General features: G+C 42.1%; 13 protein-coding genes and 1 tRNA gene. 9 read left to right on the forward strand and 5 right to left on the reverse strand.

The features are described from left to right. Window positions 1–9: 9 nt before the first annotated feature. The 3 genes from glmM to cdaA are packed head-to-tail and all read right to left on the reverse strand — an operon-like array spanning window position 10 to window position 3,295. Entirely contained in the window at window positions 10–1,362 is a 1,353-nt protein-coding gene (glmM, locus tag FCL46_RS12435) for a phosphoglucosamine mutase (RefSeq protein WP_136808445.1), read from the reverse strand. After that, window positions 1,362–2,531, reverse strand: coding sequence for a CdaR family protein (locus FCL46_RS12440; protein WP_136808446.1), 1,170 nt, complete (start codon window positions 2,529–2,531; stop codon window positions 1,362–1,364). The genes glmM and FCL46_RS12440 overlap by 1 nt, the downstream gene beginning before the upstream one ends. Beyond that, window positions 2,513–3,295, reverse strand: a complete 783-nt coding sequence (gene cdaA, locus FCL46_RS12445; RefSeq protein WP_136808447.1) for a diadenylate cyclase CdaA — start codon at window positions 3,293–3,295, stop codon at window positions 2,513–2,515. Before cdaA ends, FCL46_RS12440 begins: the two co-directional genes overlap by 19 nt. A gap of 228 nt (window positions 3,296–3,523) precedes the next feature. On the opposite strand from cdaA, the gene FCL46_RS12450 reads away from it, so the two are divergent. From FCL46_RS12450 to FCL46_RS12465, 4 genes are read left to right on the forward strand one after another with little or no spacing between them, the layout of a single operon-like run. Next, window positions 3,524–3,751, forward strand: a complete 228-nt coding sequence (locus FCL46_RS12450; RefSeq protein WP_136808448.1) for a hypothetical protein — start codon at window positions 3,524–3,526, stop codon at window positions 3,749–3,751. A gap of 7 nt (window positions 3,752–3,758) precedes the next feature. Then, entirely contained in the window at window positions 3,759–7,379 is a 3,621-nt protein-coding gene (locus FCL46_RS12455) for a DUF748 domain-containing protein (RefSeq protein WP_136808449.1), read from the forward strand. Then, window positions 7,342–7,962: a nitroreductase family protein gene (locus tag FCL46_RS12460; protein ID WP_228723389.1), complete on the forward strand. Its 621-nt coding sequence runs from the start codon at window positions 7,342–7,344 to the stop codon at window positions 7,960–7,962. The genes FCL46_RS12455 and FCL46_RS12460 overlap by 38 nt, the downstream gene beginning before the upstream one ends. A gap of 11 nt (window positions 7,963–7,973) precedes the next feature. Continuing rightward, entirely contained in the window at window positions 7,974–8,402 is a 429-nt protein-coding gene (locus tag FCL46_RS12465) for a PGPGW domain-containing protein (protein WP_136808450.1), read from the forward strand. Here FCL46_RS12465 and FCL46_RS12470 read toward each other — a convergent pair. Then, a complete protein-coding gene (locus tag FCL46_RS12470) occupies window positions 8,396–9,640 on the reverse strand; it encodes a TIGR03790 family protein (RefSeq protein WP_167505932.1) in 1,245 nt (414 codons plus the stop codon). The genes FCL46_RS12465 and FCL46_RS12470 overlap by 7 nt on opposite strands. A gap of 149 nt (window positions 9,641–9,789) precedes the next feature. On the opposite strand from FCL46_RS12470, the gene FCL46_RS12475 reads away from it, so the two are divergent. Then, window positions 9,790–11,274, forward strand: coding sequence for a sigma-54 interaction domain-containing protein (locus FCL46_RS12475; protein ID WP_136808452.1), 1,485 nt, complete (start codon window positions 9,790–9,792; stop codon window positions 11,272–11,274). Window positions 11,275–11,691: 417 nt separating this feature from the next. On the opposite strand, the gene FCL46_RS12480 is transcribed toward FCL46_RS12475, so the two are convergent. Then, window positions 11,692–13,248, reverse strand: coding sequence for an AmpG family muropeptide MFS transporter (locus FCL46_RS12480; RefSeq protein WP_136808453.1), 1,557 nt, complete (start codon window positions 13,246–13,248; stop codon window positions 11,692–11,694). A gap of 216 nt (window positions 13,249–13,464) precedes the next feature. Between FCL46_RS12480 and cysS the strand changes: the two genes are divergently transcribed. The 4 genes from cysS (at window position 13,465) to FCL46_RS12500 (ending at window position 16,584) form a co-directional block, all read left to right on the forward strand. Then, a complete protein-coding gene (cysS, locus tag FCL46_RS12485; protein ID WP_136808454.1) occupies window positions 13,465–14,934 on the forward strand; it encodes a cysteine--tRNA ligase in 1,470 nt (489 codons plus the stop codon). Window positions 14,935–15,118: 184 nt separating this feature from the next. Beyond that, the gene (amrB, locus tag FCL46_RS12490) at window positions 15,119–15,925 is read left to right on the forward strand and encodes an AmmeMemoRadiSam system protein B (RefSeq protein WP_136808455.1); all 807 of its coding nucleotides are present in this window, start codon (window positions 15,119–15,121) and stop codon (window positions 15,923–15,925) included. Window positions 15,926–16,010: 85 nt separating this feature from the next. Then, window positions 16,011–16,084, forward strand: a tRNA-Gln gene (locus FCL46_RS12495). 311 nt (window positions 16,085–16,395) lie between these two features. Further along, a complete protein-coding gene (locus FCL46_RS12500; protein WP_136808456.1) occupies window positions 16,396–16,584 on the forward strand; it encodes a hypothetical protein in 189 nt (62 codons plus the stop codon).

A 16,584-nucleotide genomic window follows, 5' to 3' on the forward strand; every position in this document is an offset into this window, starting at 1 on the left:
AGATATCGGTCAGCTGCGGTCGGCCTTTCTTATAAGATCACATAACTCATCAGCCATTGTGTTTATCTCATTCTCATCCTGGCCTTCGATCATTACCCTGATAACGGGCTCGGTTCCTGAAGGCCTGACCAGTATCCTTCCATTTTTTCCTAGTTTTTCCTCTAACTTCTTTACAGTTTCAGGAAATTCAGGGATTGTGTCAACCGGAATTTTCGAGGACATTCGAACATTTTTGAGAACTTGCGGAAAACTCTCCATGACAGTCGCCAATTCTGAGAGAGTTTTTTTGCGCTTTTTCATAATTGCAAGCAACTGCAGACCAGCAAGGATACCATCACCTGTTGTGATGTGATCTAAAAACACCAGATGCCCGGACTGCTCACCACCAAAGGAGTAGCCACGCTTACGCATCTCTTCAACAACATAGCGATCGCCAACATCGGTGCGAACCATTTTGCCGCCCATCTTCTGCATGGCAACTTCAAGCCCCATATTTGACATGGTTGTTGAAACAAGGGTCTTTTTCTTTAGTTTGCGCTGCTTAATGAGTTCCTCTGCACAAATCGCCATGATGTGGTCACCATCAACAATCTGCCCGTTTTCATCACTGACAATCAACCTGTCACCATCCCCATCAAAAGCTAACCCAAGATCTGCGCCTAACGCCTTCACCTTCTCAGCCATTACCAGAGGGTGAAGTGCACCACAATCTTTATTGATATTTGTGCCATCCGGGGTAACACCCAAGGTTGTCACCTTGGCACCCAGTTCTTTAAAAACATGCGGCGCCACACCATATGTTGCACCATTCGCGCAATCAAGAACAATATGGAATCCGTCCAGAGTGTATTTTTTGGGAAAGGTATTTTTCAGGAATACAATATATCTCCCCTTGGCATCTTCAATTCGCGAAGCTTTACCAACCTCATCTGCAACAGGGCGAAGGGCTGCCATTTTCTGGGAGAAAATTAAATCTTCAATATCAAGTTCGACATCATCAGGGAGCTTAAACCCATCACTGGAAAATATTTTGATACCGTTATCCTGGAACGGATTATGGGAGGCTGAAATAACAACACCAGCGTCAGCACGCATGGACGTAGTAATAAAAGAAATACCTGGTGTCGGTAACGGCCCGACCAACAACACATCAACACCCATTGAGCAGATACCTGCAGCCAGAGCATTCTCCAGCATATAACAAGAGAGTCTCGTATCTTTTCCGATTACTATTCGGTGCCCTTTAGCTTTATCCTTTACAATAAAGGCAATCGCCCTGCCGACCTGCATAGCAATTTCGATTGTCATTGGATAGATATTTGCTACACCCCTTATCCCGTCTGTTCCAAATAATTTTCGCATTATTCTTCAATCTTTATTTTCTTTTTAATGGCTTGTAATTTTACAATTCCGTTTTTATCTACAACTGAAACAGACTCGCGGATTGCCTGAAGATCGAGTTCGTGATTGTCTTCTGTAGGTTCGTCTAAAACTTCTTCATCATCTCCGTTGTCGTCTAGTGATGTTCTTGAATTTTCATTGAGAGATTCCGGAAGTCTGACCAGCTTAACAGAATCTGGAACCACTGAAAGGATTTCTATAGGAAGCTCTGTATCTTCCCGTGGTATTACAGAAACTTTTAAGAAATCATCGTCTAGATCTCCGGCAATGGCAGTAACTGACAACAATTCCTTTAAATCAATTTTCTTTCGCATCAGTAATACCGGGACATTGGCAATAACATCAACAGTAGCAGGAGTCACAATTCGCTGGGATCCTCCAACGTATGCCACAACCTCCATATCACTGATTTTTTTCTCTACCGTCTTCGGACGAATGACTATGTCAGCTGTTACGGATGTCTCACCAATCAGGTCGACAATGCTTGGGTCAAGATCAAGCGGAACCTGAATTTGCCTTGACTCGTTCATCCCGTTAATATCAATAATATCGGTGAGAAGTGCGTCGGCAAATGAGAGAAGCGTCTCAGGACCTGTTATAGTAATCTCATCAGGATTCATTTGCATTTTTTCAAGAACAAATCCCATAGCGACATCACCTGTCGTAACCGGCATAACCTGAAACTGTTTTTGGATGAGTTTGTCGAGTGAAAGTATTATTGAAGACGGCTGAATACGAAGAACAGTTATACCGTTTGGCACCTTGATAGCATCATTACTATTTTGTACGACCTTAGTGCCTGGAATAGCATCTGAAAGATTAATCTGTCGAGTCAGACCCTTGTTCGCCATATCCTGAATCACGGAACGCGGACCACTCACAGTCAATTCAATCTCTTTCTTAAACTGGTTTGAAATGACAAGATCTCTAGGGAGGTTAATAATCTCGATAGGAACCATCACATTTTTATCGACGGTGTCCTCACCAGCAACGAAATACCACAGCATTGTTGCAAGCACTAAAGATACGCCCTTCAGCACCCAGTCCTTTGCCCAGATAGCCTGCCATTTTCTGGCAGAAAACACTCCACGAAGGAATCGGGAAACTTTCTTTAAAACCAACTTTTCCATGACTGGGAGGCCCCTTCCTTCGGTATAAAAATTGCTCGCAGGCTGTTACTCAAACTGATCTCATCACTTACCGTAGTTAACGCTCCATGGCGCACAACAGATATTTCCTGTGTTTCTTCGGACACGACAAGCACAACAGCGTCTGTCTCTTCAGAGATCCCTATTGCAGCTCTGTGCCTGGTTCCATACCGTTTATTGATATATGGATTCTGGGTCAAGGGCAGGATACATCCAGCAGACTGTATACGCCCTTTGTGAATAATTACACCACCATCGTGCAGCGGTGATACTGGCATAAATATAGAAATTAGCATTTCTTTGCAGAGTTTTGAGTCCAGATCAAAACCGGACTCAACATAATCCTGCAACCCTGTTTCACGCTCAATAACAATAAGGGCTCCAATGCGACGTTTCGACAGATAGAAAACCGATCGTATTATTTCATCCAGATCTTTGTCAGCGACATCCATTGTTTTTTGAAATGGAGATTTACCGACTTGAGTTAAAGCCCTTCTGATATCCTGCTGGAAAACAATGATTACAATTAAGAGCAGAGAACTCAAAAATGTCTGCATCAACCACATCAGGGCTGATAGATCGAATATTTTTGCAATAAAATAGACAATAGACAGAATAAACAGGCCCAAAACCATTTGAACGGAGCGCGTCCCGCGTATGATTGAAATGAGCTGATGGATTATGAAAGCGACAACGAGGATATCCAGGAGATCCTGCCAGCGAAAGTAACTAGGGACTTCAAACATTGGGTAATTATTAACAGGTTATCAATAGTTTAATCCGGTCTTCAGCAACCAGGTGATTTCTAGAACAACTTTTAATTAATTGTTTCATTTTGAACTGACTATTAACTTACTAGGTAACAACGTATTTTGCCAAATAAATTCAGAGGTGAAAGCAGGTTTTCTCAATTACCTCTAATTACCCTTAAACACAGAAATTATTAAATATCCACAGCCCCGGATTATTCATGCATGAGTTCTGATTATAAAATGACCGTAAATCCTAAACATAATTACACTCGTAAAACGTTATCATCCAAATATTACTATGATTCATGCTTGCAAAAAGCTTCAACAAAAGGCATACCTTTTATTCCGGCAACAATAGCTGCTCCAAATGTATCAATAGATTCCACTTTTGCGCATTTGAATATTTCAAAAAGAGCGGTAGATTTTTTCAAACCATTAGCCCTATTGTAGTGTCATCATGACTGATCGTTTTGGTACCATCTCTATCGACTCTGTTTCATCAGGCTCAAAAACGCCTTCACCTTCCAGCAGACAGAAGCAAAAAAAGAAAAGCAAAAAAACAGTCCCAGCGAAAAAAAAAGGATATTTTGATGTTGCGGCTATAGTAGTTATTGTCCTGTTTTTTCTAATTGGCGGCTACTCAGCCCTTGGCTTTTGGGCTGTACCTAAATATATCACTTCCAGCCTACCTGAAAAAATACAGAAAGATACAGGTTTGACACTAGAAATCAGTCAGGTGAGATTTCACCCTTTCACGTTTAATCTTGTGGTTGATGATGTTGTCCTTTCAAATCCTGATAAGCCTACCCCGCTTGCACAATTACAATCATTTCAAGCAGACATAGCTCTTATCCCGCTACTCAAAGGTGAACTTGTTACCACCAACCTGCTGATAAGTAACCTCAATATTGATATCATTCGCAATGAAAATGGTGAGTATAATTTTTCACAGACACTTACAGGTAAACAACAAAAGGTTACTGGAGAAATTTTTGATTTTACAGAACTCCCCTTTCTTTTCTCTCTCAATAATATTGCCATCAGAGATAGTAAAGTTACCTTTACGGATGTCCCGAAATCGAGCACACATCACATCGAACATATAGAGCTTTCCCTTCCAAACCTTTCGAATTTTTCATTTGCAGCAGAAGACTACATTCACCCAAGTTTCTCAGCAGTTATAAATGGCAGCCCTGTTAATCTTACAGGCCAGGCTGCAATTTCAGGCAACAACGAGACTAAAGACTCACTGCAAACCAACCTCGCAATACATTTCGACCTCATAGATCTCCCCCTCTATTTCGACTACCTTCCTGCAACACTGCCCTTTGACATAACACAGGGTAAAGCTACCGGTGACCTGCAGTTGTCATTTTCACAGGTATCAGCTAAAGAAAAGCTTGCGGTCGAATTCTCTTTTGAAGCAACAGATACTGTTGCAATAGACCAGCAAAAACTATTCAACCTTAAAATTCCAGTCGCTAAGTTTGAAGGTACACTCCACCCTTTCACTCAAGTCATTCGATTGAATTCAGTCGTTCTACGAGAACCGGTATTTCAATCGGGTAGTGACTTCTCAGAAATATTTTCCCGTAAAATCCCCTCTGATTCCCCAAATGCTATCAATCGTCAGTCAGGATCCATCACTGACAGCAGCATTACAATACAATCCGCACTCATTGATAATGGCACCTACCTGCGCGTTAAAGGGACGAGTGCAGATGTCATTGATAAGTGGGAATCCATTCAGTTTGGCCTGAAAAACTATGCCAGCACAGGTGCTTTAAGTTCATCAGAGCAAACACGGTTTCGTATTAGTGCAGAACAGAGCGATAGCCAGGCCACAATGAGTTGGCAGGGTACATTTGATGCACAAGGGTTACCCGCAGGAGATATACACCTTGATAACATTTCAGCTGACAAACTGTTTACTTTTGTCGACCTGACCAGCATCTCACAAACTTCAGGCACCGCTGACGCGAAGGGATTCATCAGTATTCGAAAAACTCCAGACGCCAGTTATCCATTTACAGCCTACATTGAAGAAGGAAACTGTTCACTGTACGATTTGGAGTTAAAAGACGACGATATCGTGTGGTATAAATCTGCTGTCAGCAAAATAAGCGGTTTTAGCAAAAAAGGAAAACTGATCAACCTTGGAGATATACAGTCTCAAAACAGTTCAATAGCCATCAACATCGACAGTCTGCCTGCTATATTAAATGAAATTTCTGCCCAGAATAGTTTACTTGGTGTTGATTCACTTGATATCTCTGGAGCATTACGATTGTCAAAAAGTAACTCTTCTACACCAGAACTTGTTTTCCCTGAGATATCTGTACAAGCCATCCATCTCAATAAAAACGATATAGCCCAGGAACGAGATAACCTGACTATTCGGGTCCAAACTGAACAGAACGGTGTTATTCAGGCAAAAGGGAAAATACAGATCAACCCTATGGCGGCCCACCTCAATACTCAGTTTCACAATTTAAACAGCCTGAAGATATTGCCATGGTTCAGCGACCATACTCTTTTAAAACAGATAGACGCTGAATTAAGCGGCAAAGGTGATTTTTCCTACCCTGATGTAGGCTTTACCGGCGAACTCTCCCTAAAAGAAGGTGCATTGTCTGAAAATGACAAAAAGTACTTTTCCTGGGAACACATAGAGTTTCCAGACCTGCTATATAGCCGCACGCCATCACACATAGGTGGCACAACATGCAATATATCCTCTCCAAAACTGCAACTGAATCATGATGCTTCAAGTAAACATATTGTCTCAACCCTCAATACCTTCTTTCAAAAACATATACCGTCCAAACATAGCAATCATGAAAAGACAACTATTGTGCCTCAGGTAGATTTCAAGGAAATATCTATAACATCTGGTCAAATTGAAGTAACTGACTCGCGACTTAAGCCAAGCTGGACTGGAGAAATATCTGAATTCAATGGTCGACTTGAAAAATTCACATCAAGTCCTCAAGCTCCGCCGACTTTATTCTCATTCGAAGGTTTGCTTGATTCTGTCACATTTTCTCTTTCAGGAAAGAATCATTTTTTTGACGCTTCCAAGCAAGGCGAGTCTACATTAACCATTAATGATTTTCCACTCCCCTCCTTCCACGCGCAACTATCAGAACAGCTTGATATTGACTCAAGCCATGGCAGTGTCTCAGTGGCAGTAAACACAACATGGGTAAATGATAAACTCACTCAGGATAGTCAGCTTGTATTCAGCCAGATAGATCCGATTTCTCCCACATCTCAATCGGCTCTTACACTTGCACTTATAAGTGATGCTGACAAAATTTTCACGTTATCCTCATCGACAGAAAGAGACCTTAACGACCTACAGTCTTCAGTTTTTTCCGATGCAGTTACCTCGTTCAAAAAGCTTGTTATTAAAGGATCAGTTTCACCATTACTCCTGTTACCTGATGACTATAAAGATCTCTCAGGTAACGAATTTGCTGAATTCTATCCAGGCCAGACGGAACTGACAGGTGCCGGGCGGGAGTCCCTCTCGCGGTTTAGTAATTTTTTATCTTCTCACCCTCAAACAGGTATCACTGTAACCGGTAGCGCAGATTCGATCGTCGATACTGCTGCTCTTACAAGGAAGCTGGAAATAATTGAACGTGATCGCGTTGAAGCAGAAAACCGCATCCGCAAAAATAGCTTACAACAGGCTAAAGAGGAGTATCTGCAAAAGATCATTGCTGCAAAAACAGCTCTCGGTGAACCAGTTGATTATATTGAAGAAAAAATTCCTCTGGAGATATTTCAAAAATTTGCACCTCTCCAGGCAGAACCCATAGCCATTGATGAGAGACTTCTCATAGAACTTGCCCAGAAACGTGCTCGAGTGATTACCGATTTTTTTACAGAGAAGCTCGCTCTTGAACCCAAAAGGATTACTGTTAACGCCGTCCCCCGGATTACCACTGATTCTAGCTCACAGGGTAATCGTGTACTTTTCTCAATTGGAACCTACTCTGAGACAGTAGAATCTCAGGTTCGGGATGATACTATTGAATTCAACACCAATCAAAACAATGACTATCAATAAACTCGTTGCACAGACCAGAACATGCAGAAGGTTTACAGGATCTCCAATTACCACTTCAACCCTGATGAACCTCATTGAACTTGCGCGGCTATCAGGATCGGCAAGAAACGGTCAACCATGGCAATATAGCATCATCAATGATCAGCAAAGCTGCTGTGACATATTCCCTCACCTTGGCTGGGCCGGCTATTTAGCTGACTGGAAAGGTCCTGCTCCAGAAGAGCGTCCGACAGCATATATCTTGTGCCTTCTGAACCATGATCGGTTAAATGTCGCGGAAAAGCATGCCCATTTTGACTTGGGAATAGCTTCACAAAACATATTGCTAGGTGCCTGCGAGCAACACATTCTCGGTTGCAGAATTGGTGCATTTTCGCCTGAAATTACTCGAACATTCAACATCCCTGACAATCTCACCCTCGAACTCATAATCGCTCTCGGTGAACCGAAAGAAAAAATTGTGATTGAAGAAGCAAAAGATAAAAACGACATACAATACTGGAGAGATACTGACCAGATACACCACGTCCCCAAAAGACCACTCAAGGAACTTCTTGTAACGCTGGAAAGGACTACAGACTGATTCTGTTTGGTATGAAAATTCCCATAATTACCTTTGACCAGCTGCAAACCTTGCTGCAGTATCTTGCGGGGTTATCAGTAATCACTTTCGTCTTGAGTCTTGTTTGTATCCCTCTACTTGTTTCACGCCTGCCTTGTGATTTCTTTTTGCGTTACAGTCCGGGAAGAAAAGCACTTCCGCGTGAAATCAGCGCTGGATATCTTGTTGTGTTGCTACTTAAAAACTTTCTTGGGTTAGCTCTTCTCTTTGCAGGAATTGCAATGCTCTTTCTCCCCGGCCAGGGGCTCATTACAATAATTCTCAGCTTCTCATTGATGAATTTCCCATATAAAAACCGTCTGATTTATGCTCTGATTAGAAGGCCATCTGTGCAGACCGGCCTGAACTGGATTAGAGAAAAAACTCGGCAACCACCATTTTCCTGGTCGTTTGATCATTGACTCGAATTTTCAGTCATTGGGCTAAATGGTCGATAAAGTGGGTCACCGACAAGAACCATCTGCCATGAAATATAGGGTAAAGAGATCAGGTAACTTTCTCCAAGATTCATGTACCCTTGCGTGAGTGCACCAAAAAACACTTCAGGAAGAGGAAATCCCTGCACATAAGGCTCATAAACCGGCCCAATAGTAGCAGCAACACCTCTTTTTAACATCTGCATACACCAGACCTGGCTGTCTTCCTTTTTCAGTGTTGTACACTCTGCCGATGCTATGTGATACGCAACAGCTCCCTGCACCCATGTAAAGCTGTCCACATACTTGGCAAGGGAATACCAACCTGAATATAACGCAGCATTCGGAGCAGAACCCTCGGGAAATAGTGAACTGGATGAATCCAGCACAACTTTCATTCGCTGCTTCACCAAGGCAGCAGCCTTATGCAGTGAAGCGTCCCATAGAGCATATCCACTCAATTCTTTAGCGTGTTCTCCTGCTGGTTCCTTCCAACGTGCATCAAAATATGCTGTCCCTTCAAGCCCCTTCTTCTCCGTCGCTATTGCGTCATCTATAAGTCGATAAACGGTCTTTTCATCAGGCCCATCAAGCCTGCTCACCAATATGACATCATTTTTCCCAATTGTTTTGTTCGAATCATCCCTGCTTTGAAAGCCAACAAAATACGGATTTTCTATCCATGCTGACAACTCGTAATCTTCAAGCTTTACCAGCATGAGTTCAGAGTCAACTGCAGCCTTTTTATCGTTTCCACTTACATCTTTTATAAGATCTGTAATCAGCTTCAATCGTGACGGATCTTTATCGAGTTTTTTCTGTAGAATGCTCTGTTCTTTTTTAAGATCCTCGAGACGCTCTTTTACATCCCAACCGAGTTCAGGGGGGCGAACTTTGAGAGGAACTCCATAAATCAGTACCAACGCATAAATATTAGACTTTCTTTCTAATGTGTCTATTTTTTTAACTATTTGTTTTTTAAGTTTATTATCAAACTCATCACGGTCCATTACCTCATCTAATGTAAGTGAGGTAACGAGCAGATTGTCTTTTGGTATTCCCCTGGCCTTCATATAGTACTTTGCTATATCAACGGCTCCGGACATCCTTTTGTTTACCACCACCAGCAGTTCATCAGCGGAAGCTGAGTAACAACTGGCAACACCGCTCAAGCAAAAAACAACAATTATGAGTGATATGAAAATCACTGATTTTATTCGCATACGTTCTCCAATATTCATCTGCCGGGAAAGATGAAAAAAAAATCATCCATTTTTAATTTCATGAGATATACTAACACATATATTCATTATGCTTTTAGTTGTAGGCCTTATCATCATATCTTCATATACACATAGAAATATCATCACTTATGATCGAAATTAAACAGGATATCGACAGACTTCTTCATAATCAGAGAAATCTCCTTGATGTAATGCAAGAGATGGTTCTACTCGTTCATGGAGGCGATAAGATCGAATACATGAACCCTAGTGCCATAAGCTTCTTCGGTGATATCAGAAATAATCACAAAAAGATCAACGCTGACAAAAACAAAAATCCGGCATCAGAACTTTTCTCGATTATTCATAGAGCAATTGAGCAGGATATGGTTGGGGTGCACAAAGAAATCACGATTAACGATGCATTCCTGGAATTCATACTTGCACCATTTGAAGGCTACAAGGGAGACAGACTTCACTGGCTGTTTCTTCGTGATATTACCCGTACAAAATCAAATATTGAGTCGATTCATGATTTCCAGAACAGCATGGAATCGATTCTCAATGATGAGATTAATGAGTTAAAAGACAGAGACCGCGTTCGAGAATCATTAGCAAGCGAGAAAAATTACCTCAACGACAAGTTCAATAATTTTTTCGAAGAAGGAACAATGGTTGGCTCAAGTAAATCATTGCGTCAACTTCGCGAAATGGTGCGTCGGGTCGCCAAATCCGATGCTACAATTCTCATAACAGGTGAATCCGGGACTGGTAAGGAACTTGTCGCTAACATGATTCGTGAATCAAGCGATCGTAACAGAAAGCCGTTTCTGAAAATTAATTGTAATACAATCAACGATTCTATCCTGGAAAGTGATCTCTTCGGTTATGAAAAGGGTGCGTTCACAGGTGCGGATTCTCAACGACACGGGAAATTTGAGGTTGTAGATGGAGGAACTATTTTCCTCGATGAGATCGGCGATATCAGCCCACGAATGCAGGCTGCATTACTACGAGTTCTGCAAGACGGAGAAATCATTCGGGTTGGCGGAAATACACCTATCCAAATTGATGTACGGATAATAGCAGCTACCAACAATGATTTGCCTAAAGCCGTTCAGGATGGCAGCTTTCGCCTGGATCTGTTTTACCGACTGAACATCATTAATATTTCGATTCCGCCATTACGTAGTCGTAAAGAGGATATTATTGATCTTGTCAGCCATTTTATCAGGCGATACAGAAGAGCATTTAAAAAAGATATCAATTTTCTCCCTCAAAGTGTTATTGACAGGCTGATTAAACACGATTGGCCAGGTAACGTCAGAGAATTAGAGAATGTTATACAACGCTCAATCCTTATGTCTAAATCTAATGTGATCACTGAAAATGATCTTTTTTTCGATAATCCCTTAGAAAAAATCAACTCAACAGATGAGATATCTTATCTGCACAGATTGGATGGGATGCCACTGAAAAACATGTTGGCAGAAGTTGAGCGAGAAATAATTTCCTATGCTTTAGCAAAAAATAAAGGTAATGTCGCAACAACTGCTGAACAGCTTAAAATTGGAAAAACAGCGTTTTACGATAAAATGAAGAGATACGACATATCTCCTAAAGAACATAAATAACGATTGCCAGGCCCAAGTATTGCAAAGGTGCTTTACGTACTTGCAATTATGCAACCAAACCAATCGTCATAAAAACTCATCGTAAAAATATTATGATCTGCCCTTACTGGTCAAGTCAACAAAACCGATGTCGAGCACAAGCCCATGGCCTACTAATTCCATTGGATATGCACGTCATAAGCTATTGCACATCCATACGCCACACAGATTGTCCTCATTATAGATCCTGTACCATCACCCCAGATGAGAATCCAATGAAGGAACCTGATAATTCATCACCAGACAAAACTCCAATTAATCAAAAAAAAGATAATTGATATGTATGGGTGTGAGGATTAAGGATGTATTTTTAGCACAAGTACAGCTTGAAAGACTACGCCCCCCGGCTATTTAACTTTCATCCACCTCATACTATTATCAGTTTACAGCCTCCCCGCGCACCAACCATACAAGCAGTAACACAGGTATACCTATACAGGCAGTCATCAAGAAAAATGACTCGTACCCTATAGCTGTTGATATAGTTCCCGAGTATCCGCCGAACAGCTTTGGAAACAACGTCATGACCGATGAAAATATTGCATACTGAACCGCTGTAAAAGATACATTTGTAAGCGATGATAAAAAGGCAAGAAACGCTGTAACTGCAATACCACCGCTGAGGTTGTCGGCCACAATCACCATAATAAGCATGGATACGCTGGCACCTGTTTTGGCCAGGAGTATAAAGAGCAGGTTAGTGAGCGAAGATAAAAGTGCCCCCACAAAAAGAATTTTATTCACTCCGTAACGCATGGTCAGCACCCCGCCACCAAGTCCACCAATCAGGGTAACGATCAGCCCGAACGTTTTCGAAACAGCTCCTATCTGAGGCTTAGAAAAGCCTACATCGAAATAAAACACATTGGAAATTACGCCAAGTACGATATCGGATATCCGATAAAATCCTACAAGCAACAAAAGGATAATGGCTATTCTCAGGCTATACCTACTGAAAAAATCCATTACCGGAAGTACATACGTCTGATTAACCAAATGCTTATCTACCAGTTTCACCTTAACGAGTGTAATAGCTACTATGCCAGCAACAAGAACAGCAACTGCGAATCGTAATACCTCAACACAAAATCCGACAAATTTTTCTGATAATGGGGCAATTGATGCGACACCTGTTTTCACTGCCTCAGCAATGTCACCTGAATGAAAGAAGGTCAGAGCAAAAGAGGCACTAACCACAAAGAACAAACCTAAAATCTGAGCGTATTGTCTTGCTGAAAAATTATGCGAAATTCGATCTTTGGAAATTTGCGGTTCTGGAATAACAAGGGTAGTAATCACTCCTATCAGCATAACCGCTGCCATTACTAAATAGGTCGATCTCCAGGCAACATAGCTGTATGCCGCTGCACTCGTACCAAACCATGTAGAGACATACAGAGACCCCGCACCTGCAACCACCATGGCAAGGCGATACCCGGTAAAGTACATCGATGCCAACAGTGCCTGCCTTGAAATGCCGGCACTTTCTATTCTATATGCATCAATAACAATATCCTGCGTAGCTGATGTAAAACCAAGCATAACTGCAGCACAGGCCATGTATGTAAGACTATTTTCTGACGCTGCCGGATCAACTAATGCCATCCAGCAAATGGCCACAATAATTGACAGCTGTGAAAAAAGTATCCAGCTTCTTCTTCGCCCCAGCATTCTGGTCAAATACGGGATAGGGAGTAGATCAACCAGTGGTGCCCATATAAATTTAAATGAATACCCTAGCCCTGCCCAACTGAAAAATGTTACTGCTGATCTACTGATATCGGCTTCCCGTAACCACAAAGAAAGCGTAGAGAAAATTAACAGAATAGGAAGTCCAGCAGAAAACCCAAGAAATAGCATTCTCACAGAAGTTGGATGTACCCAGGAAGTAAACGCTTCCTTCCAGCTTGGTTTTTCACCAATTTGTTGGCTCATTCTTGTCTTTTCCTTGTATTACGATTATGGTGTCAATTTTCTCAGCAAGGACAATTGAATAGCACCTTTACGCTTATCAAGCATAGAGGAATCAAACAACTTTAAGCTGTTCCTTTTCTTGCATCTGAGCAGTGTTGCAATATAATAACTCATACGGGATATTCCCGAATTACTTAATAAACGTTTTTCGAACTGTCCAGCCCCAGTCCATTTAAAATGACTATACGAATCTATAACACCCTTACTGGTAAGAAAGAGCCCCTTAAACCGATAGAGCCGAATCATGTAAAGCTTTATGTCTGTGGCATCACATCATACGACTACTGCCATATCGGTCATGCACGATCTTCTCTTGCCTTTGATATGATTGTCAAATATCTGCGATATCGTGATTACAAAGTAACCTTCGTCAGAAACTTCACTGATATCGACGACAAAATCATTAAACGAGCAGCCGAACAGAATACCACTTCAAGTGAACTCGCCAATAGATTTATTGACGAGTTTTATATCGATATGGACAAACTCGGCATTGATCGCCCGGATGTTGAACCAAAAGCAACTGAGCATATCCCTGAAATGGTCGCAATTATTTCGGAATTGATCGAAAAGGGAATGGCATATCAATCCGGCAACGATGTCTATTATGCTGTCGACAGTTTCCCTGAATACGGAAAACTCTCAGGCCGCAATCTTGAGGACATGCAGGCCGGCGCCAGAATTTCTGTTAATGAAATGAAAACCAATCCTATGGATTTCGTTCTTTGGAAAGGTTCAAAACCAGGCGAACCCAAGTGGGAAAGCCCATGGGGAGACGGCAGACCTGGCTGGCATATCGAATGTTCAGCGATGAGCCGTAAATACTTTGGTAAGACCTTTGATATCCATGGCGGTGGTAAAGATCTTATTTTCCCGCATCATGAAAATGAGATTGCCCAGAGTGAAGGCGCAAACTGCTGTCAGTTCGTTAATACCTGGATTCATCACGGCTTTGTCACTATTCGTGATGAAAAAATGTCAAAATCCCTCAACAATTTTTTGACTATCAGAGATCTTCTTGAGCATTATCATCCTGAGATTCTCAGGTTTTTTGTATTTTCTACTCAGTACAGAAACCCACTCGACTTCTCAGAAACTGCAATGCAGGATGCTACTGCCGGCCTTGAGAGATTGTATTCATGCATCAGCAACATTGACGCAATCACTACTAACGGGACAGCAGAAACCGCACCGATTGCTTCTGCCAAAGATCACCAGAAGCTTGAATCCATGAAAGATCGTTTTCAGCAGGCGATGGATAACGATTTTAATACTGCACAGGCACAGTCAATTCTCTTTGATGCTGTTAAAATCTTAAACAGAATTTCCAGAGAACTCTCCTCAGCACCCGCAGTTAAAGATATTGCTCTGCTTCGCACAAGTCGTGCGACCATGAAAGAACTTGGGGCAATAATGGGGCTTTTAAAAGAAGATGCAGCCACATTCCTCAGTAATCAAAAGCAGAAGATGCTCTCAGGCCTCGATATCGATGAAGCTGCAATACAAAAGTATATTGAAGAACGTCGACAGGCCCGTGCTGAGAAAAACTGGAGTCGCAGCGATGAAATTCGCGACGAACTCCTTGCCCATAACATTGAATTAAAGGACGGTGCAGACGGCACTTCCTGGACAGTCAAGCGTAGCTAATCCCACATTTTTATCCTGTGGAGCAATTATTATGCTCCACAGGGTGAGAAATTCGTCGTAAAATCTGCTATCATATCCTTTATAGGGTTTGTTGCCCCTCATTAATCGTCTGCCACACTGGTTTGCTAGTCGTATAGCAATCTCATTATCTGTTTTTTTGTTTTCTGCTTTAACGAGGGATCTCATGATCAGACAGCCTGCAGTAGCCGATCGTTTCTATCCCGGCAGCAGTACCATACTCTCCCGCACAATCGCGCAACTCCTGCCACCTCAATCAACTACCACCGCCAAGAAGGCCTTAGCGGCAATCTCGCCCCATGCAGGATACATGTATTCTGGCCCTGTCGCCGCAGAGACCCTTGGAGCAATCGCAATTCCGGAAACTGTAATTATCCTCGGCCTGAATCACCACGGGCAGGGAGACCCTATTGCGCTCTCACAGGCGACGTGGAAAATGCCTATGGGCGAAGTTAAGGTCAATCACGACCTTGCAACCTTGTTATTGTATAACGGCAGTCCTGTCACCCATGACGAACTTGCACATCAGGTAGAGCATTCTGTTGAGGTTCAGGTACCATTTCTTCAGGCGCTTCAACCAAACCTTTCGATTATCCCTATCGTGATCTCACACATATCGTATCAGATGTGTGAGGAACTTGGTGCCACCATTGCCGGAGCAATTACCACATATGGAAAAGATGTTCTGATAGTTGCTTCAAGCGATATGACACATTATGAGTCTCGAGAGGATGCCACGGAAAAAGATTCTCGCGTACTACGAATCATAGAAAAACTTAATCCGAGGTCAATGTATGACACTGTACACCAGCAAAGAATCTCCATGTGCGGAGTTATCCCTGTCACAGTTGCAATTATTGCCGCAAAAACGCTGGGTGCCAAAAAGGCTGAACTTATTCGGTATACAGACTCAGGTGAAGTTTCAGGTGACACTGATCAGGTTGTCGGATACGCCGGTGTAATTATTTCATGATCTTTATCATCTTTTTATTCGATTTTTTCTTGACACCAAATCCGATTTACTCTATATATCTCCGGACCTGAGCGACACACACCACTGGGAGATGGTCTAATGGCAAGACAGCGGACTCTGACTCCGCTTATCAAGGTTCGAATCCTTGTCTCCCAGCCATATATAAAAACGGCCCGTATCGAATTTCGATACGGGCCGTTTTGCTTTTTATGCTTGAGGTTTTCTCAATCAATCTTTTCTTAACACTACCCGAATCCCCCCCCAAAGTACATACCTCCAAGCCGGTAGACTAATCAGCCAAAGTAAAGATGGCAAAAAACGCATGATTACCTTAAAAGTATCTATCAGAAGAGATGGCTTGACCGGTTATTTCTTTCCAAACTTGCGCCTCTGCCGCTCTCATGACGAATTGGCCTTCTTCACTCGGCAGAGGCGCTTTTTTTATCAATCTTCCTGCTTGCGAGATATCCATGACCTCACAAAATTCCAAGGAAAAAAACACAGAGCACGTTACATCTGTTTCTGATGAAACTATCCTCAAAATTTCAAAAGAGATCGCTGTTAAATTTATTGAGGTGGGCAGAATAACTCCAGCCTCATTCAACGAACAATTCAGCGAGATCTACACTTCCATAGCATCAACAGTCAGGAAAAACTAA

The sequence above is a fragment of the Desulfosediminicola flagellatus genome (assembly GCF_005116655.2).
In the GTDB taxonomy this organism is placed as follows: Bacteria; Desulfobacterota; Desulfobulbia; order Desulfobulbales; family Desulfocapsaceae; genus Desulfopila; species Desulfopila flagellata.